We start from the raw sequence: 23,639 nt of genomic DNA, 5'->3' as shown, positions 1-23,639 counted from the left end.
TCCGCGCCGGCCGACCTCGTCGCCCGAGCAGGATCGGGCGGGGGTGCAGATGTCCGAGCAGCAGGAACTGCCGGCTCGGCGGGGAGCCGTCGACCCGGTGGTGCTGGCGCTCAGCGTGGCGGGCGTGCTGGCCGTGGTGGCCTGGGGCACGCTGTCGAGGCGATCCCTGGCCAGCTTCGGTGACTCGGGCCTGGCCTGGGCGATCGACACCTTCGGCTGGTTCTTCGTCGTCGCGGCCGACGCCTTCCTGGTGCTGGCGCTCGTGATCGCGGCGACCCGGTTCGGCCGGATCCGGCTCGGCGCCGACCAGGACGAGGCCGAATTCAGCACGCTGGCCTGGGTCGCGATGATGTTCAGCGCCGGGATGGGGATCGGCCTGGTCTTCTTCGCCGTCGCCGAGCCCATCCAGCACTACGCGACGCCCCCGCCGGCCACCGGCGTCGCACCGCAGACCGGTGCGGCCGGCGCGACGGCGATGCAGTACACCCTCTTCCACTGGACGTTGCATCCCTGGGGCATCTACGCGGTGGTGGCGCTCGCGCTCGCGTACTCGACCTTTCGGAAGGGGCGGGAGAACCGGATCTCCGCGGCGTTCCGTCCGTTGCTCGGCGACCGGGCCGACGGGGCGGCCGGCCGGGTGATCGACCTGCTGGCGGTCTTCGCCACCGTATTCGGCTCGGCGACCAGCCTCGGCCTCGGCGCGCTCCAGGTCGCCGCCGGCCTCGACCTGGTGGCGAACATCCCGGACACGACCGCGGTGGAGCTGGTCGTGATCGGCGCGCTCACGCTGGCCTTCGCGATCTCCGCCTTCTCCGGGCTGCACAAGGGCATCAAGTGGCTCTCCACCACCAACGTGCTGCTGGCCGTGCTGCTGATGCTCTTCGTCTTCGCGGTCGGGCCGACCATCTACACGCTGGAGGTGCTGCCGGCCTCGATCGGCGACTACCTGAGCAACCTGGTGTTCATGTCGACCCGCACCGGCGCCTTCTCCGACCCGTCCTGGCTCGGCTCCTGGACGATCTTCTACTGGGCGTGGTGGATCTCCTGGGCGCCCTTCGTGGGCACCTTCATCGCCCGCATCTCCAAGGGCCGGACGGTCCGGCAGTTCCTCGTCGGGGTGTTGCTGGTGCCGAGCGGAGCCAGCGCGCTCTGGTTCGCGGTGATGGGCGGCAGCGCGTTGCGGGCACAGGCCACCGGCGCGCGGGACCTGGTCGCGGACGTCGGGGCGGGCACCGAGCAGGCTCTCTTCGGCCTGCTGGACGCCCTGCCGTTGGCGACGCTGACCAGCGTCCTGGCCATGGTGCTGATCGCGCTGTACTTCGTCACCAGCGCTGACTCGGCGTCGCTGGTGCTCGGCTCGCTGACCTCCCGAGGTGCGCTGCGGCCGCACCGGGTGCTGGTGGTCACCTGGGGGGTGCTGATCGGCGCCACCGCCGCGGTGCTGCTGCTGGCCGGCGGGCTGGACGCCCTGCAACAGGCGACCATCCTGGTCGCGCTGCCGTTCGTGGTGGTCATGCTCGGCCTCGCGGTGGCGCTGGTCCGGGACATGTCCCGGGATCCGGCGATCAACCCGCCGCCCCGGGTGCGCCGCTACGGCCTGGCCGCCGCGGTGCGCGCCGCCCGGTCGTACCAGGAGGAGGACCCGCCGCCGGTACGGCGCTACCTGCGCCGCCGCCCCCGCTGACCCGGCCCGCGGCCGGCACCCGGCCCCGGCGGTGGCGGTGGCCGCCACACCGGGTGTCCCCCGGCGGCGGGCCGTCGGTCCGGCAGGGCAGGATGTACGCCGAGGGGGTGGCGGACATGGCTGGGCGGATCCGGGACGAGGACATCGCGCTGGTCCGGGAGCGCACCTCGATCGCGGACGTGATCTCCGAGACGGTCACCCTGAAGTCGGCCGGCGGTGGCAACCTCAAGGGCCTCTGCCCCTTCCACGACGAGAAGAGCCCCTCGTTCAACGTCTCGCCGGCCCGTAACGTCTGGTACTGCTTCGGCTGCGGCGCCGGCGGCGACGCCATCAAGTTCCTGATGGACGCCGAGCACCTGAGCTTCGTCGAGGCGGTCGAGCGGCTCGCCGCCCGCGCCGGCATCCAGCTGCGCTACGTCGAGACCGACTCGGCCGCGCCGCGGGCCGCCCGCCCGCAGCACGGGCAGAAGCAGCGCCTGGTCGCCGCGCACGCCGCCGCCGTCGAGTTCTACCGGGCCCAGCTCGGCACCGCCGGGGCCCGGCCGGCCCGGGAGTTCCTCGCCCGCCGCGGCTTCGACAAGGCCGCCGCCGAGCGGTACGGGTGCGGGTTCGCCCCCGACGCCTGGGACCTGCTCACCAAACACCTGCGCCAGCAGGGCTTCAGCCACGACGAGCTGGTCACCGCCGGGCTGTCCCGGCCGTCGCGCTCCGGCTCGCTGATCGACCGGTTCCGTCGCCGGCTGCTCTGGCCGATCCGGGACCTCACCGGCGACGTGATCGGCTTCGGCGCCCGCAAGCTTTTCGACGACGACGACGGCCCGAAGTACCTGAACACCCCCGAGACGCCGATCTACAAGAAGTCGCACGTCCTCTACGGCATCGACCAGGCCAAGCGGGAGATCGCCAAGCAGGGCAAGGTGGTCGTCGTCGAGGGTTACACCGACGTGATGGCCTGCCACCTGGCCGGGGTGCCCACCGCCGTGGCGACCTGCGGCACCGCGTTCGGTGCCGACCACATCGGGGTGCTGCGTCGGCTGCTGCTGGACACCGACGCGGTGGCCGGCGAGATCATCTTCACCTTCGACGGGGACGCGGCCGGGCAGAAGGCGGCACTGCGGGCGTTCGAGGACGACCAGCGCTTCGTCGGCCGTACCTTCATCGCGGTCAGCCCCGACAACATGGACCCGTGCGAGCTGCGGCTCGCCAAGGGCGACCTGGCGGTGCGCGACCTGGTCGCCCGCCGCGAGCCGCTGGTCGACTTCGCGCTGCGCCACGTGATCAACCGGTACGACCTGGACACCGTCGACGGCCGGGTGGAGGCGATGCGCCGGGCCGCCCCGCTCGTCGCCAAGATCAAGGACCGGGAGAAGCGCCCGGAGTACGTCCGCAAGCTCGCCGGCGACCTCGGCATGGAGATCGAGCCGGTACAGCGGGCCGTGCTGGCCGCCGCCAGCCAACCCGGCCGGGGTGCCGCGCCCGCGCCGTCCCGACCCGCCCGGCCCGAGCCGAGCGTGGACAGCCCGCAGTCGATGGTGGAGCGCGAGGCGCTCAAGCTCGCCCTCCAGGAGCCGGTGCTGGCCGGGCCGATGTTCGACGCGGTCGAGGCGGCGGAGTACCGGCACCCGGTGCACGCGGCGGTCCGCGCCGCCGTGGCGGCGGCCGGCGGGGCCGCGGCCGCCACCGGCGGCGCGGTCTGGATCGAGTCGGTCCGCGACGCCTGCGAGGACCTCGCCGCCCAGGCGCTCGTCGGCGAGCTGGCGGTGGAGCCGCTGCGGATCGACGGCGAGCCGGATCCGCGTTACGTCTCGGTCACCATGGCCCGGTTGCAGTGGGGGTCGGTGACCGCCCGGATCAGGGAGCTGAAGTCGCGGATCCAGCGGATCAACCCGGTCAACAACAAGGACGAGTACTTCGCGCTCTTCGGCGAGCTGCTCTCGCTGGAGCAGCACGCCCGGGCGCTGCGCGAGCAGGCCGCGGGAGGGCTGTGATGGGACTGTTCAACCGCAAGCCGAAGCTGCCGGCCGCCGCCCGCCCGCCGCTGGCCGCCGACGAGCGGGTGCTGGCCTGGGCCGCCGCCGGCAACGGCGAGGGCGACGGGGTGGTGGTGGCCAGCAACCTCGGGCTCTGGCTGCCCGGCCGGGGGCACCGGCTGGGCTGGCACGACATCCTCAAGGCGGTCTGGTCCGGCCGCGAGCTGACTGTCACGCCGGCCGAGCGGGTCGCCGAGCGCGACGGCTACCTGGTGGTCGCCGACTGCCCGGCCGAGACCTACCTGCTGCTCGATCCGGGGGAGCTGCCGCACCAGGTGCGCGCCCGGGTGACCCGTTCGGTGGCGTACACCCAGCACCACCCGGTGCCCGGCGGCGCCGGCCGGGTCGCCGCCCGCCGGGTGCCCGGGGTGGACGGCCTGACCTGGACGGTCCGGTTCGATCCCGGCACCCCGGTCGACGACGACGCGGTGCTCGCCGAGACCGACCGGCTGGTCGCCGCCGCCCGCGCCGCCGCCGCGCCCACCGACGGCTGACCGGGCCGGGGCGTCCGCCGCACCGGGCCCGGGCGGGTGCCGCACCGGGCCCGGCGACCGGGGTCAGCGGGCCCCGAGGTCCCGCAGCGCCTTGTCCGCGCCGCGGTGCAGCGGCACGGGGTCGGTCCGGCGGGCGGTCTCCAGGCTGATGCCCTTCGCCGCCGGGTTCGCCTGGGCCAGCGCGTCCTTGCGCTCGAACACCGTCCTGGTGATGGCGCAGGCGACGTTCGCGTCCAGGTCCTTGCGGACCAGCAGCACGTTCGGCACCACGATGGTCGGCGTGTCCGCCGCCGTCCGGTACACGTCCTTGCCGATCGTGCCGGCCTGGTAGGCGGGGTTCAACTCGGCCATCTTCGGCAGCAGCGGCGTGATGTCGAGGAACCTCACCTGGTCGCCGGCGGTGGTGAACAGGTCGGTCAACCCTCCGGTGGGCACCCCGCCGGACCAGAAGAAGCCGTCGATGGTGCCGTCCTTGACGCCCTGCACGGTCTTGGCGAGGTCGAGCCGCTGCGCCTGGACGTCCTTGGCCGGGTCCAGGCCGGCGGCGGTGAGCAGCCGGTTGGCGATCACCTCGGTGCCGGACTTGGGGGAGCCGGTGGAGATCCGCTTGCCCCGCATGTCCGCCACCGAGGCGATGCCGGCGTCGGCCCGCACCACCACCTGGGTGTAGTTGTCGTAGATCCGGGCGAGCGCCTCGACCGGCTGCGGGGCGGTGAAGTTCTCCTTGCCCTGCACCGCGTTGACCGCGGTGTCGAAGAGCGAGAAGGCGACGTCGTACTGGCCGGCGACCAGCTGCTCGATGTTCTGCACGGACGCGCCGGTCTCGGCGGCGGTGCCGGTCAGCTTCCCGCCGGTGGACCCGGAGAGCTGCCCGGCGAGGGCGTTGCCGACCACGTAGTAGACGCCGGTCGCGTTCCCGGTCGCGATGCCGACCCGGGTGTCCGCGGTCACCTCGCAGGTGACCTCGCTGGCGGTGTCGTCCTTCGCCGCGCCGCCCTGCCGGCCGCCGCAGCCCGCGACACCCGCCGCGGTGAGGGCGAGCACGCTCACGCCCGCCACCAACCGAACCCTGTTCCCGCTCACTGTCATACCTCCCTGACCTCCGGTGTTCCGGCGCGCGGCCCAGCGGCCCGGCCGGCGGTTCCGCGTCGTACCAGCACGCCCGTGGCCGCCACGGCGGCCAGCGCGACGCCGACCGCCACCGGCACGGGTTCGAGCCAGAGCAGGGTCACCCCGGCCACCGCGCCGAGGACGCGCTCCGGGACGCCGGCCGGGCCGACGCCGGGCAGCCAGCCGCCCGCCGCGACGGCCAGCACGGCGACGCTGAGCGCGACGACCACGCCGGCGACCGCGATCCGCCGCGCGCCGCCGATGCCGAGCAGCCCGAGCCCGGCCGGGGTGAGCACGAAGGCGATCGGCGTCAGGTAGGCCGGCAGCGCGTAGCGCAGGGTCTGCCACATGGTCGGCACCAGCCGGCCCCCGGTGACCGCGGCGGCCGCGACGGCCGCGAGCGCGGTCGGCGGGGAGACCTCGGACAGCACCGCGAAGTAGAAGACGAACATCGCCACGGCCGGGGTCGCCACGCCGAGGTCGAGCAGCGCCGGTCCGATGATCACCCAGCCGATCACGAACGAGGCGGTGACCGGCACGGCCAGGCCGAGCAGGCTGAGCGCGACGGCGGCGAGCACCGCGGTCAGCGCCAGCACCAGGGTCGGGTCCGAGGCGACCACCTGCGCGCCGCTCACCAGCAGCGCCGCCGCCTGCGGCCCGAGGCCGGTTTTGGTGGTGGTCGCGGTGATGATGCCGGCGGCGGCGCAGACCGCGGTCACCGCGAGCACCCCGCGTACGCCACCGACGAGGGCGGCGCCGAGCCGGGCCGGGGTGAGCCGGTGGGCACGGTCCAGGAAGGACAGCGCGGCGGCCAGGACGGTGGCCAGCACCACCGCCCGGGTGGCGGAGACGCCGACGGCGAGCAGCACGACGATGGCCACCAGCGAGGCGAAGTGGTAGCCGAACCGGCCGAGCAACCGCCACGGCGAGGCCGCGTCGATCCGCACCGGACGGACCCCGGAGCGGCGGGCGTCGATCTCCACGGCCAGCAGGATGCCGAGGTAGTACAGGACGGTCGGCACGGTCGCCCAGCCGAGCACCTGCAGGTACGACACGCCGAGGTACTCGGCGATGATGAACGCCGCCGCGCCCAGCGTCGGCGGCGAGAGGATGGCGCCCACCCCGGCCGCCGCGAGCATGCCGCCGGCCCGCTCCGGCGGGTAGCCGGCCCGCCGCAGGATCGGCCAGGTCACCGCGCCGATGCTCACCGTGGTCGCGGCCCCGGAGCCGGAGACGGTGCCGAGCAGGAAGCCGGAGGCGACCGCCGTCCGCCCGGCGGCCGTCCGCGACCGGCGGAACGCCGCGGTGGAGAGGTCCACGAAGAACCGCCCCGCGCCGGAGAAGTCGAGCACCGCGCCGTAGATGGTGAAGAGCACGATGTACGAGGCGGCCACGTCGAGCGGGGTGCCGTAGAAGCCGCTGTCGGAGTTGTAGAACGCGTCCACCAGCTGGCCGAAGTCGAGCCCGGCGTGGGCGACCGGCCAGAACTGCGGCAGCAGCCCGCCGTAGTAGCCGTAGCCGAGGAAGAGCAGACAGACCGCGGGCAGGATCCAGCCGGTGGTCCGCCGGCACGCCTCCAGCAGCAGCAGGAGCAGCACCGTGCCCATGACCAGGTCCAGCGGCACGAGCAGGCCCTGCCGGTCGAGGAAGGCGTTGTAGCCACCGCCGCCCGTACCGAGGCGGACCGGCAGCACCGGGTAGAGGCAGGCGACCAGGGCCAGGGCGGCGAGCGCCCAGTCCGGCAGCGTCGGCCGCGCGCCGCCCGCCGGCCGGACCGGTCCGTCCGGTCCCTCCGTGACCGACCGGCCGGGCCGGATCGCGCGCCGGAGCCGGGCCGGCAGGGGCAGGTCGGCCGGGTAGGCGAGGAAGACCAGCGGCAGCACGCCCGCCAGGAAGATGATCAGGTAGTACTTGCTGCCCTGCGGCAACGGGCGGAACACCTGCCAGAGCGCGAGCACGGCGACCGCGAGCGCCACGCCGGTGAGCAGCAGGGCGGCCGGTCCGCCGAGGATCCGCCCCGGCTTCTCGTCCTCGAACCGGGCGGCCAGGTCCGGCGTCCCGGCCTCGGCACGGGCCTCCACCCCGGCGGCTCCGCCCGCCCCACCGTCCGGTCGTGCGGCGGCGGGGCCGGGTCCGTCGTCGGTGGTGCCGCCATCCGGGCTCCCGCCGGGGCCGCGGTCGTCGTCGGTCTCGGTGGTGCCGCCATCCGGGCCCGCGGTGGGCCCGGGTCCGCCGGCGTCGCTGGCGGGGCGTTCGGCGTGGTCCGGTGCGCCGGCGGGCACGGTCTCCGTGGCGGGCGGCTCGGCCGGCCGGGGCGGTGACCCGCCCCGGGGCGGCCCGGGCGCGGCCGGCGCGGCGGCGCCGGCCGGATCGGCCGGCCGTGGGGGTGGCGGCGAACCGTCGGGGGAACGGGTTGGCGACACGATGGGACGATACACGTCGATCAACGACGGGACGGGGCATCGATGATCCGTCGCCGCGTGTCGTCAGCGCGCACCGTCGGCGGCGCGGGTAAACCGGGTGGCGGTGTCGGACCCGGCGGCTAGGGTCGGGCGGTGACCACGGCTCAACCACTCATCCAGGCCCGGGGGCTGGTGAAGCGGTTCGGCGACTTCACCGCCGTCGACGGCATCGACGTCGAGGTGCGTCCCGGCGAGGCGTTCGGCTTCCTCGGGCCCAACGGCGCCGGCAAGTCCTCGACCATGCGGATGGTCGGCTGCACCTCCCCGCCCAGCGGCGGCGAGCTGCGCATCCTCGGCATGGATCCGGTCCGCGACGGTCCGGCGATCCGGGCTCGCCTCGGCGTCTGCCCGCAGCTCGACAACCTGGATCCGGAGCTCACGGTCCGGGAAAACCTCACCACCTACGCCCGCTACTTCGGCATCTCCCGCCGGGTGGCCCGGGCCCGCGCCGCCGAGCTGCTCGACTTCGTCCAGCTCAGCGAGCGCGCCGACAGCAAGGTCGAGCCGCTCTCCGGCGGCATGAAGCGCCGGCTGACCATCGCCCGCGCCCTGGTCAACGAGCCCGAGATCGTGCTGCTCGACGAGCCGACCACCGGCCTCGACCCGCAGGCCCGGCACCTGGTCTGGGAGCGGCTGTTCCGGCTCAAGCAGCAGGGCGTCACGCTGGTGCTCACCACGCACTACATGGACGAGGCCGAGCAGCTCTGCGACCGCCTGGTGGTGATGGACGGCGGGCGGATCGTCGCCGAGGGCTCGCCGCGCGAGCTGATCGAGCGGCACTCCACCCGCGAGGTGGTCGAGCTGCGCTTCGCCGCCGAGTCGCAGGAGGCGTTCGCCGGCAAGGTCGACGGGCTGGCGGAACGGGTCGAGGTGCTGCCCGACCGCATCCTGCTCTACGTCCCCGACGGCGACGCGGCGGTGGCCGAGGTCGGCGCGCTCGGGCTCACCCCGGCCAACGTGCTGGTCCGGCGCAGCAGCCTGGAGGACGTCTTCCTGCACCTGACCGGGCGCACCCTGGTCGACTGACGGGCCGGCCCGCCGGGCGGGTCCGGTGGCCGTAGCATCGGCCGGACGCCCGGCCGCCGGTGGCCCGGGCCGACGAACGGGGGTGCCGGTGTCCGCGGTGGAGGTTCGGGTGCGGCGGCAGGACGGGCTCGGGGCGCTCTACCTCGGCATCTTCGCCACCGTCTGGTTCAGTGTGCCGGCCGCCGAGCAGCCGCTGCGCGGCGCGCTGGTGGCCGGCAGCCTGGCGGCGCTGCTCACCGCGGTCGGCGGCGGCATCGTCACGGCCCGGTCCCGGGCCGCGCGCGCCGGGCCCCGCGACCGCGCGGCCGACCGGCGCTACCTCCTGATCGTCGTGGCCGAGTTCGCCCTCGCCGCGCTCGGCGCCGTGGCACTGGCCGCCGCCGGCTGGTCCGAGTTCGTCCCGGCGCTGGTCTGCGCCGTGGTGGGGCTGCACTTCTTCCCGCTCGCCCCGCTGCTGGGCGATCCGCTGCTGCGGCCGCTCGGCGTGGCGATGTGCGCGGTGGCGCTGGCCGGGCTGGTGACCGGGCTGGCCACCGGAGTGTCGGCGGGCCTGGTGGTGGGCGCCGGCGCCGGCGTGCTGCTGCTCGGCTACGCGCTCCGGTTGCTGCTCCGCGCGGTCCGCGGCTGAGCCGACCGGCCGTGCTGGTCAACGCGCCCTCGCCCAGCTCAGGAAGCGCTCGGCCAGCCCGTCCGGCACGACCTGACCGTTCAGGTCGGCGAGGTCGGTCATGGCCTCGTGCATCAGCGTGCCGAGGTAGATCAGCAGGCCCGTCCGGTGCTCGCGGTACTCGCCGAGCAGCGCCAGCCGGGCCGGGGAGCAGGGCCACGCGGCGCCGCAGACCCGGCAGCGCCAGGACGGGCGCGCCGCGACGTGCGGGCGGTAGCGCGGCATCAGCGCGTGCCCTCCCCGGCCCGGCGCGGCGACGGCAGCCGGTGGCCGCCGTTCGCCCGCCATTCCTGCGCCCGGGTCAGCCGCCCCGGGCGTCCCGGGCCGTCGGTCGGGAAGACCTCCGTCGGCGCGCTCGCCCACGCCGGGGGCTCGTTGGGCGTACGCCGGGGGAGCGCGGCGGGTGGCGTCGGGCGGCGGCAGCGCCAGAACCTGAGTCGCATGGGGGAGCCTCCATCGAGGTGGGAAGGGGGCGCCCCGGACCTCGTTGTCGCCGGGCGCCCCCGGCCTGGTTCCGCCCGCCGTCCGATCCCGTGAGCGGTTCCGCTGCGTGACAGTCTGGTGAGGACCCGACTACGGTGGGAGGTCCCGCGCGCCGACGACCGGGGCGTACGGCGGCCGGTGCCTGGCGGTACGAGGATGTACGGAGGCTGTCCGTGGAACGTTCGTCCATGTTGGACCACTTCGCGGAGGAGTTGCGGCTCGCCCGGGCCACCAGTGGCATGTCCCAGGCCGCGCTGGCCGAGGCGCTGAGCTATTCGGGCGCCCTGGTCGCCAAGGTGGAGACGTGCGAGCGCCGGCCGAGCCTCGACTTCGCCCGCCGGTGCGACACCGTGTTCGGGGCGGACGGGCGGTTCGAGCGCATCCAGCGACGGATCAGCCGGGAGACCGTGGTGCCCTGGTTCCGCGACTGGGCCGGGATTGAGCAGGAGGCCACAGCGCTGCGCACGTTCGAGCCGTTGTGCGTGCCCGGCCTGTTGCAGACCGAGGGCTACGCCCGAGCGCTGCTGGCCGGCGGCGGGCTGTTCGCGCCGGACGAGATCGAGCAGCAGGTGGCGACCCGGATTGACCGCCAAGCGCTGCTCACCCGCGACCGACCTCCGCTGCTGACTGCCGTCGTTGACGAGTACGTGCTGCGTCGCCGCGTCGGCGGGCCGGGAGTGATGCGCGAGCAAATGGAGCACTTGGTGAAACTCGGGTCGGCGTTCCCCAGGGTTCGGATACAGGTCGTACCGATCCCCGCCGGTGCCTACGCTGGGCTCGGCGGACCCTTTGTGATCGCTACCTCGCCGCAGGGGGAGGACCTTGTCTACCTCGCCGGACAGCGCCACGGCCAGGTGATCGACCGCGCCGAGTACGTGCGGCAGATGGTCGAGGTGTGGGAGTCGATCCGTGGTGAGGCACTATCGCAGCAGCAATCCCTTGAGTTGATGGCGGAAGTGGCGGAGACATGGATCTGACCGGCGCCCGGTGGCGCAAGAGCACCCGCAGCAACGGCAGCGGCGGCAACTGCGTGGAGGTGGCCGACAATCTGCCCGGCGTGGTGGCCGTACGCGATTCCACGGACCCGGGCGGCCCGGCGCTGACCTTCGATCCCGCCGCGTGGCGGGCGTTCGTCGGCCGCGTCGCCCGGCGGTAGCGCGCCCACTCCGTCGCCTGCCGGTCCGACGCGGCCAGCCCGGAGGACGTAGCGGCGTCCACCCGGGAGGACGTATTCGCGTACCTCGCCGTGCTCGCCCCGCAGGTCGCTGGTCCGGGCGGCCGGCGGCGGAGCGGTCGCCGGTCAGCCGGCGATGAGCAGCCCGACGCCCGCCAGCAGGGTCGCGGCGAACACGGCGGCGAGAGTGGCGGCGCGACGGCGGGCGTGCGTGCCGCCGATCAGCTTCAGGGCGAGGGCGAGCGGGCCGATGGGCTGCATGGCGTGAGGTCCTTTCGGGCTGGTGGCGGCGATCCGGACGGCGGCGCCGAGGGTGCCCGCGGCGAGCCGCAGGGGTGACATGCCGAGGTCGGCGGCGCCGTGGACGTCCGCCTGCCACTGTTCGAGATGACGGGCGCGGGAGGCGGCGGGGAGCAGCGCCGCGGCGCAGCGCACGAGGGCGAGCGCGGCCCGGGTGGGGGTCATCGTGCCTCCCGCAGTCGGGCCGGGCGGTGGTGCGCCGCCCGGGCGTCGGCCTGGGCGCAGACCCGGCGGGCGGCCGGCGCGCCGTCGGCGGTGAGCTGGTACATCCGCCGCCGTGGGCCGCGGCGGTCGGTCTCGTCCTCCCAGTGCGAGGTCACCCAGCCGTTGCGCTCCAGCCGTTCCAGCAGGGGATAGACGCTGCCGGACGGGCGGCCGGTGGCCTTGATGATCTCCAACCCCCAGCGCGGCCGGTCGCTGTCGACCAGCACCCGCAGGACGTCGACCGTCGCCGCACCGATGCGTCCGAGTGGTTCCACGACGCTAAGGCTACCTATGTAGATTAAGCCTGTCCAGGGAACGGAGGGGCCCCGCCCCGGGCGGAAACTGACACGACAGGTGCGGACGCCGGTCGTAGGGTGGCCACGGCCTGTCGTACCCCCGGGGTAGGAAGGCCGTGGTGGACGGTGGCGACGGGGGTGATCGCGTGAGCGTGGCGCAACAGGCGCGGGAGCGGGCGCGACCAGCGCTGCCCCGGGTGCCGGCGCTCGCGGTGCTGGCGCACTACCTGGTGGGCTACCGGCGCACCTGGCGGGCGGGGGTCTTCTCGTCGTTCCTGCTGCCGGTGCTGACCGTGGTCGGCTTCGGGCTCGGCGTCGGGGCCTACATCGACCAGGGCGTCGGCGGGGTGCCCTACCTCGACTGGCTGGTGCCGGGGTTGCTCGCCTCGACCGCGTTGCAGGTGGCCATCGGCGAGTCGACCTGGCCGGTGTTCAGCAACTTCCAGTGGATCAAGACCTACTTCGCGCAGAGCGCGGCACCGCTGCGGGTGGCCGACATCCTCACCGGCCACCTGGCCTTCGTGCTGTTCCGGGTGCTCACCACGATCGCCGCGTTCCTGGTGGTCACGGCCCTGTTCGGGGCGCTGCGCTCGCCCTGGGCGCTGGTCGTGCCGGCGGTGGTGGCGCTGCTCGGCCTGGCGGTGGCCGCGCCGACCTTCGCGTACGCGTCGGCGGTGGGCACCGACAGTTGGCTGGCCATGCTGTTCCGCTTCGCGGTCATCCCGATGACGCTCTTCGCCGGGGTGTTCTTCCCGGTCGAGTCGCTGCCCGAGGCGCTGCGCTGGGTGGCGTACGCGACCCCGCTCTGGCACGGCGTCGACCTGTGCCGGGCCGCGACCCTCGGGGTGGCTCCGCAGTGGTCGGTCGCCGGCCACCTGCTCTACCTCGCGGCCTGGGCGCTCGGCGGCTGGCTGCTGGCCCACCGCGCGTTCCGCCGCAAGCTGGTCGTCTGAGGAAGGCTGTCGTGGTCACTCTCGTGCTGCCCCGGCTGGTCGACGTCTCCGCCGCCACCCGGCGGTCCGTGTCGGTCGCCGAGCGCAACGTCGCGGCGCTCAAGTCGGTCTACTGGCTGCTGCTCATCTCCGGCTTCGTCGAGCCGCTGCTCTACCTGCTCTCCATCGGGGTCGGGGTGGGCGCCCTGGTCGGCGACCTCACCCTGCCCGGCGGGCAGGTCGTCTCGTACGCGGCGTTCGTGGCCCCGGCGATGCTCGCCTCCTCGGCGATGACCGGCGCGCTGGCCGAGACCACCTTCAACTTCTTCGGGAAGATGAAGTACATGAAGCTGTACGACGGGGTGATCGCCACCCCGGTGCAGCCGTTCGAGATCGCCCTCGGCGAGCTGGGCTGGGCGATGCTGCGGGGCAGTGCCTACTCGGCCGCCTTCCTCGGCGTGATGTTGGCGATGGACCTCACCACCGCCGCGCGGGCGCTGGTCGCGTTCCCGGCCGCGGTGCTGGTCGGCTTCGCCTTCGGAGCGCTCGGTATGGCGATCTCCACCTGCATGCGCAGCTGGCAGGATTTCGACCTGATGGGATCGGCGCAGTTCACCCTCTTCCTCTTCTCCGGCACGTTCGTCCCGGCCGAGGCATACCCGGCGGTGCTGCGCTGGCTGGTCGAGGTGACCCCGCTCTACCGGGCGGTGCACCTGATCCGGGGCGTCACCGTCGGCACCTCCGGCTGGTCGTGGCTGCCCGACGTGCTCTACCTGCTCGCGGTGATGGCCGTCGGGTTGCTGGTGGCTTCGCGCCGGATGGGCAGGTTGCTCTACAAGTAGGCGGTTCACCGACGCCCGAGTCGACGCTCGCGGTGTGTCGTCCGTCATGCCCGCGCTAATTGCTTGACTGGTCAAGGACGACACATAATTGACGCGTCAAGTTTCGGCCGCGAGTTCGCCCCGCGCGTCCGGGAACTACTCACCCTGGAGGGCAGCCATGCCTGATCTCGAGTTCGGACTCGACACCTTCGGTGACGTCCCGCAGGACGACTCCGGTGCGCCAATCTCGTACGCCGCCGCGATCCGGCAGGTCGTCGACGAAGCGGTGCTGGCCGAGCAGGTCGGCGTCGACGTCATCGCCCTCGGCGAGCACCACCGGCCCGAGTACTCCGTCTCGACCCCGGAGACCGTGCTCGCCGGCATCGCCACCCGCACCTCCCGGATCCGTCTCGCCTCCGGGGTGACGGTGCTGAGCTCCGACGACCCGGTCCGGGTGTTCCAGCGCTTCGCCACCGTGGACGCGTTGTCGAACGGCCGCGCCGAGGTCATCCTCGGCCGTGGCTCGTTCACCGAGTCCTTCCCCCTGTTCGGCTACGACCTGAGCGACTACGACGTGTTGTTCGAGGAGAAGATCGACCTGTTCGTCAAGCTGCTCGACGAGAAGCCGGTGACCTGGAGCGGCACCAAGCGCGCCCCGCTCGAGAACGCCGACGTCTTCCCGAAGACGGAGTCGGGGCGCCTCACCACCTGGGTGGGCGTCGGCGGCACGCCGCAGTCGGTCGTCCGCACCGCCCACTACGGCCTGCCGCTCATGCTCGCCATCATCGGCGGCCAACCGGGACGCTTCGCCCCCTACATCGACCTGTACCGCCGCGCGAGCGCGCAGTTCGGCACGACAGCGCACCCGGTCGGCATGCACTCCCCGGGCTTCATCGCCGACACCGACGAGGAGGCCAAGGAGATCTACTGGCCGCACTACCGGATCATGCGCGACCGGATCGGCGCGCTCCGCGGCTGGCCGCCCATCCGCCGGGCGGAGTTCGACTCCGAGGTCGACCAGGGCTCCCTCTACATCGGTTCACCGGAGACCGTCGCCCGCAAGATCGCCCGCGCGGTCAGCACCCTCGGCGTCTCCCGGTTCGACCTCATCTACACCGCGGGCGCCCAGCCGATCAGCGCGCGGCTGCGGGCCGTCGAGCTCTACGGCACCAGGGTGATCCCCATGGTCCGCGACATCCTCGCCGGCTGACGCGCGCGACAGCATCCGGCAGTGGAGAAGGAAGACCCGGAGAAAGACATGAACGACGTCGTCCAGCAGGGCCCGCAGACCCTCGGCATCCTCGGCGCCGGCAAGGTGGGCACCGTGCTCGCCCGCCTCGCCCTGGCCGCCGGTTACCAGGTGCTCATCGCGGGCTCCGGCGACCCCGCGAAGATCGCCCTCACCGTCGACGTGCTCACGCCGGGAGCGGTCGCCGTCACCGCCGCCGAGGCCGCTGCCCGCGCGGACCTCGTCGTCCTCGCCCTTCCGCTCGGCAGGTACCGCACCGTCCCGGTGGACGCGCTGCACGGCAAGCTGGTCGTCGACGCGATGAACTACTGGTGGGAGGTCGACGGCATCCGCGACGACCTCACCGACCCGCGCACCTCGTCCAGCGAGACCGTCCAGGCCTTCCTGCCGGGGTCCCGGGTGGTCAAGGCGTTCAACCACATGGGCTACCACGACCTGGAGGATGAGGCCCGTCCCGCCGGCGCAGCCGGCCGCAAGGCCCTCGCAATCGCCGGTGACGACCCCGCCGACCTCGACACGGTCGCCGCGCTGGTCGACGCGCTCGGCTTCGATCCGGTCGTTGCCGGCCCCCTCGCGGCCGGCGTCAGTCTCGAACCGGGCACCGACCTCTTCGGCGCCAACGTCGACGCCGACGAGGTCCGCGCCAGACTCGACCGGTTTCCGCAGTCGGAACGCGGGCAACTCATCGCCCGCGCGCGTGCCTGAAGCCGGCACGCGCTGACCGGTCGCCGCCAGGTGGTTAACCGGCCCCTGCCTCGGGGCATGTCGGGGGATGACGCCGACGACGAGGGAGGGGCGATGGCCGCCGACGAATCTTCCGCCCGCGAGGGGCGGGACCGTGCCGGGCCGGTCGGGCCGGGCGACGGGCCGGAGAGCCCCGCCCAGCTGCCGGGCACGGGTTGGAAGGCGGCGCTGCGCCGCACGGTCCGGGAGTTCCGGGACGACAGCCTCATCGACTGGGCGGCCGCCCTGACCTACTACGGCGTGCTCTCCATCTTCCCGGGCCTGCTGGTGCTGGTTTCGATCCTGGGCCTGCTCGGCGATCGGGCCACCGAGGGCGTCCGGGACACGGTCACCCAGACGGTGCCGCAGGAGAACATCCGGGAGATCATCGAGAGCGCCATCGACCAGGCGACGCGGAGCGGCGGCTTCGCCGGCCTCGCGGCGATACTCGGTCTGCTGGCGGCGTTCTGGTCCGCCTCCGGCTACATCGCCGCGTTCATGCGCGCCTCGAACACCATCTACGACGTGCCGGAGGGGCGGCCGATCTGGAAGACGCTGCCGATCCGGATCGGCGTCACCGCGGTGATCGGGGTGATGCTGCTGGCCAGCGCGGTGATCGTGGTCTTCACCGGCGGCCTGGCCGAGACGGTCGGCGAGGCGATCGGGCTCGGTTCCACGGTGGTGACGGTCTGGAACATCGCCAAGTGGCCGGTGCTGCTGATCCTGGTGAGCCTGATGTTCGCCATCCTCTACTGGGCCTCGCCGAACGCCCGGCACGGCGGGTTCCGCTGGGTCAGCCCCGGTGGGGTGCTGGCCGTGGTGATCTGGCTGGTGGTCTCCGGCCTGTTCGCGCTCTACGTGAGCAACTTCGGCTCGTACAACAAGACGTACGGGGCGCTGGCCGGCGTGATCATCTTCCTGGTCTGGCTCTGGCTCAGCAACATCGCGATCCTGCTCGGCGCCGAGTTCGACGCCGAACTGGAGCGCAGCCGCGCGATCTCGGCCGGGCACTCGGCCGACGAGGAGCCGTACGTCGAGTTGCGCGACGACCGCAAGCTCCGCAAGAAGCGCAACGCCGGCCGCCGCTGACCCCCGGGGCGCCCATGTCGCCCCCGCACCGACTCCCTGCCCCGGCAGGTTGATGCCTCAGAGTCATCACAATGACTCTGAGGCATCAACCTTGTCTCCGCATCGCCCTCCGGGCCGCGCCCGGACGTCGGCTCGTCGCGGCGTCCCCGCCTCCGGAGGTTGACCGGCAGGTCGGGGCGGTGCGGACGCCCCTAGCCAACCGGCGCTTCTTTTCTTGATCCACTATTAGCTTTTGTTCGGACGGACAAAAGTTGGAGTCAGATTGGCCGAAGCTCTGGACACGTGGCACGGAACGCTCCTACTGTGTCGGACACAACACCTCGGCGTTACGCCGACGTGGACGAGCCCCTGAAGAGGTGAGCCCGGTGCGGTCCGTCGACCCCCTGCACGTACGGCTGTTGCGGTTGCTCCGCGACGAGGGGGCGGTGTCCCGGGCCGAGCTGGCCGACCGGTTGCAGATGCCCCGTCCCCGCCTGCTCGCCGAACTGGAACGCCTGGTCGGCCTCGGCTACGTCGCCGAGGCGGGGCTGGCCGCCTCCCGGGGCGGCCGCCGGTCCACTCTGGTCGAACTCAGCCCGCACCTGCGGTTCGCCGCGGTCGATCTGGGCGCCAGCTCGATCGACGTCGAGGTGGTCAACGGCCGGCTGGAACCGGTCGCCGCGTACGCCGAACCGGCCGACATCCGCTCCGGCCCGAAGCTGATCCTGCAGCGGGTCAACGAGCTGCTGCACAAGGCCAAGGTGGACGGCGCCTACGAACGCCTCGACGCGGTCGGCATCGGCGTGCCCGGGCCGGTCAGCTTCCGCGACGGCGTGCCGGTCTCGCCGCCGATCATGCCCGGCTGGGACCGCTTCCCGGTGCGCGAGCTGCTGACGCGCGAGCACGGCTGCCCGGCGGTGGTCGACAACGACGTGAACATCATGGCGATCGGGGAGCGGCACGGCGGAGTCGCGCACTCGGTGGACGACTTCCTCTTCGTCAAGATCGGCACCGGCATCGGCTGCGGGATCTACCTCAGCGGCGAGGTCTACCGGGGCACCGACGGCTGCGCCGGGGACATCGGCCACATCCAGGTCGACTCGCACGGCCCGATGTGCTCCTGCGGCAACGTCGGCTGCCTGGAGGCGCTGTTCAGCGGCGCCGCGCTGGCCAAGGACGCGACCGCCGCCGCGCGCAGCGGGGCCTCGCCCGCGCTGGCCGAGCGGCTGGCCGCCCGGGGTGAGGTGACCGCGCTGGACGTCGCCGAGGGCGCTGTCGAGGGGGACGTCACCTGCATCCAGTTGATCCGCGACGGCGGGCGGCGGGTCGGCGGGGTGCTGGCCGGGCTGGTCAGCTTCACCAACCCGTCGATGATCGTGATCGGCGGCGGCCTCGCCCAGCTCGGTCACATCCTGCTCGCCGAGATCCGCAGCGTGGTCTACCGCCGGTCGCTGCCGCTGGCCACCGGCAACCTCCCGGTCGTCCTGTCCGAGCTGGGGCCGCGCGCCGGGGTGGCCGGCGCCGCCGTCCTCGCCAGCGACGTGGCCTTCGGCGAGGCGTCATGAGCGAGCAGACCGAGCAACCCGAGGAGGCCGTGGTGACAGATGCTCCGCTGGTCGAGGCGCCCGCCGACGCCGTCGCGGGCGAGGTGGTGCTGCGCCTCACCGACGTGGTCAAGACGTTCCCGGGCGTACGGGCCCTGGACGGGGTGCAGCTGGAGGTGCGCGCCGGCGAGGTGCACTGCCTGCTCGGGCAGAACGGCGCCGGCAAGTCCACCCTGATCAAGGTGCTCGCCGGGGTGCACCGGCCCGACTCCGGTCAGGTCGAGTGGCGCGGCGAGCCGGCCACCTTCGCCAACCCGCAGGCCGCCATGCGTGCCGGCATCGCCACCATCTACCAGGAACTCGACCTGGTCGAGGACCTCTCGGTCGCGGAGAACACCTTCCTCGGCCACGAGCCGCGCCGGTTCGGCTTCGTCCGCCGCGGGCACATGGCCCGGCGTACCCGGCAGATCCTCGGCCGGCTCGGCCACGCCGAGATCCCGCCCGGGCGGATGGTCCGCGCCCTGCCGGCCGCCGGCAAGCAGGTGGTCAGCATGGCCCGCGCGCTCTCGCACGAGGCACGACTGATCATCATGGACGAGCCGAGCGCCGTGCTGGCGCACGACGAGGTGGGCAACCTCTTCCGGATCATCCGCGAGCTGACCGCCCAGGGCATCGCGGTCATCTACATCTCGCACCGGCTGGAGGAGATCCGCGAGATCGGCGACCGGGTCACCGTGCTCAAGGACGGCCGGACCACGGCGGCGAACCTGCCGGCCCGGGACACCCCGACCCGGGACCTGGTCAGCCGGATGACCGGCCGCACCATCGAGTACGTCTTCCCGGACCGCCCGGCCGCCGACAGCGCCGGCGAGGAACTGCTGCGGGTCGAGGGGCTGACCCGGGCGGGGGAGTTCGCCGACGTCTCGCTCACCGTCCGGGCCGGGGAGATCGTGGGCATCGCCGGGCTGGTCGGCTCAGGCCGCTCCGAGCTGCTGGAGACCATCTACGGCGCCCGCCGGGCCGAAGCCGGCACCGTCACCATGGCCGGCCGGGCGCTGCGTCCGGGCAGCGTCGGCGCGGCGGTACGGGCCGGCATGGGTATGGCCCCGGAGGAGCGCAAGAGCCAGGCCCTGCTGCTCGGCGAGCCGATCTACCGCAACGTCACGCTGGCCACCTTCGGCCGGTACGCCCGGTTCGGCTTCACCGACGTCGGGGCGGAGCGGGCCGAGGCGGACCGGATCGCGGCGAGCCTGGAGCTGCGGCCCCGCGACGTCCGCCGGCCGGTGCGCACCCTCTCCGGCGGCAACCAGCAGAAGGTGGTGGTCGGGCGCTGGCTGCTCGGCGACACCAGGCTGCTGCTGCTCGACGAACCGACCCGGGGCGTGGACGTGGGCGCCCGCTCCGAGCTGTACCAGGTCATCCGGGCCCTGGCGGCCCGCGGCGTCGGGGTGCTGCTGGTCTCCAGCGAGGTGCCCGAGGTGCTCGGTCTGGCCGACCGGGTGCTGGTCATGCGGGAGGGGCGGGTCGTCCGCGAAGCCCCGGCCGGCGAACTCGACGAGAACACCGTGCTCGACCTCGTCATGGCGGGGTCCCTGATGGAAGGCGCACCGGCATGAGCGATGTGACTCCCACTCCCACCGCGACGCCGGAGCGGGCGGCGCAGCTGCCGGCGCAGTCACCGCCGGTGGATCCGGCGGAGACCGCGGCGGTCGCCGGGAAGGCGACCACCGGCCGGCTCTCCTGGTGGCGCGGCGACGGCGGCGAGGGCGCCCGCCGCAACCTCGCGCTGATCGGGGTGCTGCTGGTGCTGATCGTGATCGGCGCGGTCACCCGCTCCGACCTCTACTCCAACCCCGACTGGGTGTGGGACAACGTCCTGAGCATCCTCAAGCTGGCCTCGGTGGTCGGCGTGGTCACCGTCGGGATGACCTTCGTGATCATCGGCGGCGGCATCGACCTCTCGGTCGGCGCGATCGTGGCGCTCGCCGGGGTCTGGTGCACCACGGTCGCCACGCAGAGCTACGGCGCCGGCGGCATGATCTTCAGCGCCCTCACCGTCGGGCTCGCGGTCGGCCTGGTCAACGGGCTGCTCATCTCGTACGGCCGGCTGGTGCCGTTCATCGCCACGCTGGCGATGCTGGTGGCCGCCCGCGGCCTGGCCGCCGAGATCTCCGACAAGCAGACCCAGGTCTCCGACAACACCTTCATCAACGGCCTGGCCAGCAACAGCCTGCTCGGCATCCCGCTGCTGGTCTACATCCTCGCCGCGGTGGTCGCCGCCGGCTGGGTGCTGCTCAACCGCACCACCTTCGGCCGGCGCACGGTCGCCGTCGGCGGCAACCCGGAGGCGGCCCGGCTCGCCGGCATCAACGTCAAGCGGCACACCCTGATGCTCTACGCGCTCTCCGGGCTCTGCTGCGGGATCGCCGCCATCATGCTCACCGCCCAGGCCAACTCCGCCCAGGCGGCGATGGCGAACCTCTACGAACTGGACGCGATCGCCGCCGCGATCATCGGCGGCACGCTGCTCAGCGGCGGGCGGGGCACCATCATCGGTTCCCTGCTCGGGGTGGTCATCTTCGCCACCATCACCAACCTCTTCGCCATCAACGGCCTCTCCACCGAGGCCCAGAACATGGTCAAGGGCGGCATCATCGTCGCGGCCGTCCTGGTCCAGCAGGTCAAGTTCCGCAGCCTCACCCAGTTCCTGGGCCGCAACCGGCCCACCACCACCTGACCCACCCCCGCACCACCGACCCACGCACCATCCGGGCCACCAGAGAGACGGTGGCCGGGCCCCGCACACCCTTTTTCCTGCACGCGAACCCCGTTCCCTCCACCACCGCGAACACAGGAGGTCGTCATGACCCAGCACAGTCGCGACCTGTCGCGCCGCCGACTGCTCTTCGGCGGGGCCGCCGTGGGCGCCGGCGTACTTCTCGCCGGGTGCACCAGCAACGAGGAACAGCCGACCGAGGCGCAGACCAAGGCGGCCGGCGCGCCCGGCGGCAACAGCGAGCCCGGCAAGCGGGTGACGATCGGCTTCTCCGCGCCGGCCGCGGACCACGGCTGGATCGCCGCCATCACCAACAACGCCAAGGCGCAGGCCGGGACGTACTCCGACGTGGAGTTCAAGACGGTCGAGGCCGGCGCGGACGCGGCGGCCCAGCGGGCGGCGCTGTCCACCCTGATCTCGCAGAAGCCGGACGTGATCGTGCTGCTGCCGCACGACGGCAAGGAGCTCAACGCCTTCGGCCTGGAGGCGATGAACGCCGGCATCCCGGTGGTCAACCTGGACCGGGCGTTCCCGGACGCGCGGGCCTACCGCCTGCAGATCAAGGGCGACAACTACGGCATGGGGGTGGCCGCCGCCACCTACATGATCGCGCAGTTCAAGGCGAAGGGCGTCAGCAACCCGGTGATCGCCGAGATCGCCGGCATCGACTCGCTGGAGCTGACCCAGGAGCGGTCGAAGGGCTTCGCCGACACCCTGACCGCGGCCGGCTTCCGGATCGCCAACCGCCGGGCGGCGGAGTTCACCGCCGACTCGGGGCAGCGGGAGGCGTCGCAGCTGCTCCAGGCGCTGCCGAAGATCGACGCGCTCTGGAACCACGACGACGACCAGGGCATCGGCGTGCTGGCCGCGATCAACCAGGCCAACCGCAAGGAGTTCTTCATGGTCGGCGGCGCCGGCTCGAAGAAGGCGATGGAGGACATCCAGGCGGACAACACCCCGCTCAAGGCGACGGTCACCTACAGCCCCTCGATGGCCTCGTCGGCCATCTCGCTGGCCCGGCTGATCGCCCAGGGCCGGGGCATGTCCGACCTGGTCGAGCTCCAGGTGCCCAAGGAAATCATCCTCGCCTCCGAGACGATCACCAAGGAGAACGCGAGCAACTACCTCAAGCTCGGGTTCTGACACACGGGGGGAGACCCACCTTGTCCACGACAGACAAGCAACTGCGGGTCGGCATGGTCGGCTACGCGTTCATGGGCGCCGCGCACTCACAGGCGTGGCGCACCGTGAACCGGGTGTACGACCTGCCGGCGCGGGCCCGGATGGCGCTGATCTGCGGCCGGGACACCGGGAAGGTGGCCGACGCCGCCGACCGGCTCGGCTGGGAGGCGTACACCACGGACTGGCGTGACCTGGTCAGCCGGGACGACATCGACGTGGTGGACGTCTGCACGCCGGGCGACAGCCATGCCGAGATCGCGCTCGCCGCGCTGGCCGCCGGCAAGCACGTGCTGTGCGAGAAGCCACTGGCCAACACGGTCTCCGAGGCCCGAGCGATGGCCGCCGCGGCGGCCACCGCCCAGGCCGCCGGGGTGCGGTCGATGTGCGGGTTCAACTACCGCCGGGTGCCCGCGGTCACCATGATGCGGCAGCTGATCGCCGACGGGCGGCTCGGGGTGATCCGGCACGTCCGGGCCACGTACCTGCAGGACTGGATCGTGGACCCGCAGTTCCCGCTGGTCTGGCGGTTGCAGAAGGACAGGGCGGGCTCCGGCGCGCTCGGCGACATCGGGGCGCACATCATCGACCTGACCCAGTTCGTCACCGGGCAGCGGATCACCGGGGTCAGCGCGGTCACCGAGACGTTCGTCAAGGAGCGGCCGTTGCCCGCCGGGTCGAGCGGGCTCGCGGCCAGCGTGGACGGCGCGGCCCCGGTCGACGGGCACGGCTCCGTCGACGGGCACGCCCCGGCCACCGGCCCGGTCACCGTCGACGACGCGGCGGTCTTCGTGGCCCGGCTCGACGGCGGCGCGCTGGCCACGTACGAGGCGAGCCGGTTCGCCACCGGCCGCAAGAACGCGCTCCGGGTGGAGATCAACGGTTCGCTCGGGACCGTGGTCTTCGACCTGGAGCGCCTCAACGAGCTGGAGTTCTACGACGCGACGCGACCCACCGCCGAGCAGGGCTTCACCCGCATCCTGGTGACCGAGGGCGAGCACCCGTACATGTCGGCGTGGTGGCCGCCCGGCCACATCATCGGCTACGAGCACTCGTTCACCCACCAGATGCGGGACTTCATCGAGGCGATCGCCACCGGGGTCGACCCGGCTCCCTCCTTCGCCGACGCGTTGCAGGTCCAGCTGGTGCTGGACGCGGTGACCCGGTCGGCGGAGCTCGGCTCCACGTGGGCCGAGGTGGAGCCGGCGCTGGCCCCGGTGGCCGCCTGAGCCACCTCCGGGACCGACCGGCGAGGGCCCGGCCGCGGTTTGCGCCCCGCGGCGGGGACGAGGTCGTTCCCGGAGGACGTGCAGCCGGGCCGCACGGCCCGGTGGCGCACGAGCAGGACGGTCGTCCGGTGCGGCCGGACCGGGATTCCCCGGCCGCACCGGAGGACCGCCACCAACCCGGCGATCCG

General features: G+C 73.2%; 23 protein-coding genes. 17 read left to right on the top strand and 6 right to left on the bottom strand.

Translation table 11 applies throughout. The features are described 5' to 3' along the window. The first annotated feature begins 49 nt into the window (after positions 1–49). From AC1WTP_RS21205 to AC1WTP_RS21195, 3 genes are all read left to right on the top strand, one after another. Positions 50–1,684: a BCCT family transporter gene (locus AC1WTP_RS21205; protein ID WP_481650996.1), complete on the top strand. Its 1,635-nt coding sequence runs from the start codon at positions 50–52 to the stop codon at positions 1,682–1,684. Between the two features lie 92 nt (positions 1,685–1,776). Then, complete coding sequence (dnaG, locus tag AC1WTP_RS21200; RefSeq protein WP_481650995.1) at positions 1,777–3,672, top strand: DNA primase; 1,896 nt, start codon at positions 1,777–1,779, stop codon at positions 3,670–3,672. Beyond that, complete coding sequence (locus AC1WTP_RS21195) at positions 3,672–4,208, top strand: hypothetical protein (protein WP_481650994.1); 537 nt, start codon at positions 3,672–3,674, stop codon at positions 4,206–4,208. The genes dnaG and AC1WTP_RS21195 overlap by 1 nt, the downstream gene beginning before the upstream one ends. A gap of 63 nt (positions 4,209–4,271) precedes the next feature. On the opposite strand, the gene AC1WTP_RS21190 is transcribed toward AC1WTP_RS21195, so the two are convergent. Beyond that, positions 4,272–5,297 carry a TAXI family TRAP transporter solute-binding subunit gene (locus AC1WTP_RS21190; protein ID WP_481650993.1) on the bottom strand — a complete coding sequence of 342 codons (1,026 nt, stop codon included), beginning with the start codon at positions 5,295–5,297 and terminating at the stop codon, positions 4,272–4,274. After that, a complete protein-coding gene (locus tag AC1WTP_RS21185) occupies positions 5,294–7,741 on the bottom strand; it encodes a TRAP transporter permease (protein WP_481650992.1) in 2,448 nt (815 codons plus the stop codon). The genes AC1WTP_RS21190 and AC1WTP_RS21185 overlap by 4 nt, the downstream gene beginning before the upstream one ends. A 132-nt stretch (positions 7,742–7,873) precedes the next feature. Between AC1WTP_RS21185 and AC1WTP_RS21180 the strand changes: the two genes are divergently transcribed. Beyond that, on the top strand, positions 7,874–8,806 hold the full coding sequence (locus AC1WTP_RS21180; protein WP_481650991.1) for an ABC transporter ATP-binding protein: 933 nt from the start codon (positions 7,874–7,876) through the stop codon (positions 8,804–8,806). A gap of 109 nt (positions 8,807–8,915) precedes the next feature. Beyond that, positions 8,916–9,434, top strand: coding sequence for a hypothetical protein (locus AC1WTP_RS21175; RefSeq protein WP_481650990.1), 519 nt, complete (start codon positions 8,916–8,918; stop codon positions 9,432–9,434). Positions 9,435–9,452: 18 nt separating this feature from the next. Here AC1WTP_RS21175 and AC1WTP_RS21170 read toward each other — a convergent pair whose 3' ends face one another. Then, positions 9,453–9,698, bottom strand: a complete 246-nt coding sequence (locus AC1WTP_RS21170) for a flavin reductase (protein WP_481650989.1) — start codon at positions 9,696–9,698, stop codon at positions 9,453–9,455. Continuing rightward, complete coding sequence (locus tag AC1WTP_RS21165) at positions 9,698–9,916, bottom strand: hypothetical protein (protein WP_481650988.1); 219 nt, start codon at positions 9,914–9,916, stop codon at positions 9,698–9,700. Before AC1WTP_RS21165 ends, AC1WTP_RS21170 begins: the two co-directional genes overlap by 1 nt. 228 nt (positions 9,917–10,144) lie before the next feature. Here AC1WTP_RS21165 and AC1WTP_RS21160 point away from each other — a divergent pair, with 228 nt between their 5' ends. Further along, positions 10,145–10,933 carry a helix-turn-helix domain-containing protein gene (locus tag AC1WTP_RS21160; RefSeq protein ID WP_481650987.1) on the top strand — a complete coding sequence of 263 codons (789 nt, stop codon included), beginning with the start codon at positions 10,145–10,147 and terminating at the stop codon, positions 10,931–10,933. Further along, positions 10,924–11,112 carry a DUF397 domain-containing protein gene (locus tag AC1WTP_RS21155; protein WP_481650986.1) on the top strand — a complete coding sequence of 63 codons (189 nt, stop codon included), beginning with the start codon at positions 10,924–10,926 and terminating at the stop codon, positions 11,110–11,112. Before AC1WTP_RS21160 ends, AC1WTP_RS21155 begins: the two co-directional genes overlap by 10 nt. A 144-nt stretch (positions 11,113–11,256) precedes the next feature. Here the strand turns inward: AC1WTP_RS21155 and AC1WTP_RS21150 are convergent, their stop codons facing one another. Further along, the gene (locus AC1WTP_RS21150; RefSeq protein WP_481650985.1) at positions 11,257–11,595 is read right to left on the bottom strand and encodes a hypothetical protein; all 339 of its coding nucleotides are present in this window, start codon (positions 11,593–11,595) and stop codon (positions 11,257–11,259) included. Further along, positions 11,592–11,909, bottom strand: coding sequence for a PadR family transcriptional regulator (locus AC1WTP_RS21145; protein ID WP_481650984.1), 318 nt, complete (start codon positions 11,907–11,909; stop codon positions 11,592–11,594). Before AC1WTP_RS21145 ends, AC1WTP_RS21150 begins: the two co-directional genes overlap by 4 nt. Before the next feature lie 173 nt (positions 11,910–12,082). On the opposite strand from AC1WTP_RS21145, the gene AC1WTP_RS21140 reads away from it, so the two are divergent. The 10 genes from AC1WTP_RS21140 (at position 12,083) to AC1WTP_RS21095 (ending at position 23,451) form a co-directional block, all read left to right on the top strand. Continuing rightward, positions 12,083–12,883 (top strand): ABC transporter permease, encoded by an 801-nt coding sequence (locus tag AC1WTP_RS21140; RefSeq protein WP_481651009.1) that lies wholly within the window; start codon positions 12,083–12,085, stop codon positions 12,881–12,883. A gap of 11 nt (positions 12,884–12,894) precedes the next feature. Beyond that, the gene (locus AC1WTP_RS21135) at positions 12,895–13,704 is read left to right on the top strand and encodes an ABC transporter permease (protein ID WP_481650983.1); all 810 of its coding nucleotides are present in this window, start codon (positions 12,895–12,897) and stop codon (positions 13,702–13,704) included. Positions 13,705–13,861: 157 nt separating this feature from the next. Next, positions 13,862–14,893, top strand: a complete 1,032-nt coding sequence (locus tag AC1WTP_RS21130) for an LLM class flavin-dependent oxidoreductase (protein WP_481650982.1) — start codon at positions 13,862–13,864, stop codon at positions 14,891–14,893. 21 nt (positions 14,894–14,914) lie between these two features. After that, positions 14,915–15,637 (top strand): NADPH-dependent F420 reductase, encoded by a 723-nt coding sequence (locus AC1WTP_RS21125; protein ID WP_481650981.1) that lies wholly within the window; start codon positions 14,915–14,917, stop codon positions 15,635–15,637. 93 nt (positions 15,638–15,730) lie between these two features. Then, positions 15,731–16,744, top strand: coding sequence for a YihY/virulence factor BrkB family protein (locus tag AC1WTP_RS21120; protein WP_481650980.1), 1,014 nt, complete (start codon positions 15,731–15,733; stop codon positions 16,742–16,744). A gap of 365 nt (positions 16,745–17,109) precedes the next feature. Next, the gene (locus AC1WTP_RS21115) at positions 17,110–18,288 is read left to right on the top strand and encodes an ROK family protein (protein WP_088997469.1); all 1,179 of its coding nucleotides are present in this window, start codon (positions 17,110–17,112) and stop codon (positions 18,286–18,288) included. Continuing rightward, positions 18,285–19,883: a sugar ABC transporter ATP-binding protein gene (locus AC1WTP_RS21110; protein WP_481650979.1), complete on the top strand. Its 1,599-nt coding sequence runs from the start codon at positions 18,285–18,287 to the stop codon at positions 19,881–19,883. The genes AC1WTP_RS21115 and AC1WTP_RS21110 overlap by 4 nt, the downstream gene beginning before the upstream one ends. After that, positions 19,880–21,004, top strand: coding sequence for an ABC transporter permease (locus AC1WTP_RS21105; protein WP_481650978.1), 1,125 nt, complete (start codon positions 19,880–19,882; stop codon positions 21,002–21,004). Before AC1WTP_RS21110 ends, AC1WTP_RS21105 begins: the two co-directional genes overlap by 4 nt. A gap of 126 nt (positions 21,005–21,130) precedes the next feature. Further along, complete coding sequence (locus AC1WTP_RS21100) at positions 21,131–22,186, top strand: substrate-binding domain-containing protein (RefSeq protein WP_481650977.1); 1,056 nt, start codon at positions 21,131–21,133, stop codon at positions 22,184–22,186. Positions 22,187–22,239: 53 nt separating this feature from the next. Then, positions 22,240–23,451, top strand: coding sequence for a Gfo/Idh/MocA family protein (locus tag AC1WTP_RS21095; RefSeq protein WP_481651008.1), 1,212 nt, complete (start codon positions 22,240–22,242; stop codon positions 23,449–23,451). Positions 23,452–23,639 lie beyond the last annotated feature (188 nt).

The organism is Micromonospora sp. R311 (assembly GCF_056780015.1).
Note: the sequence above shows the minus strand (reverse complement) of the source record. Positions and strands in the feature narration are given on the sequence as shown.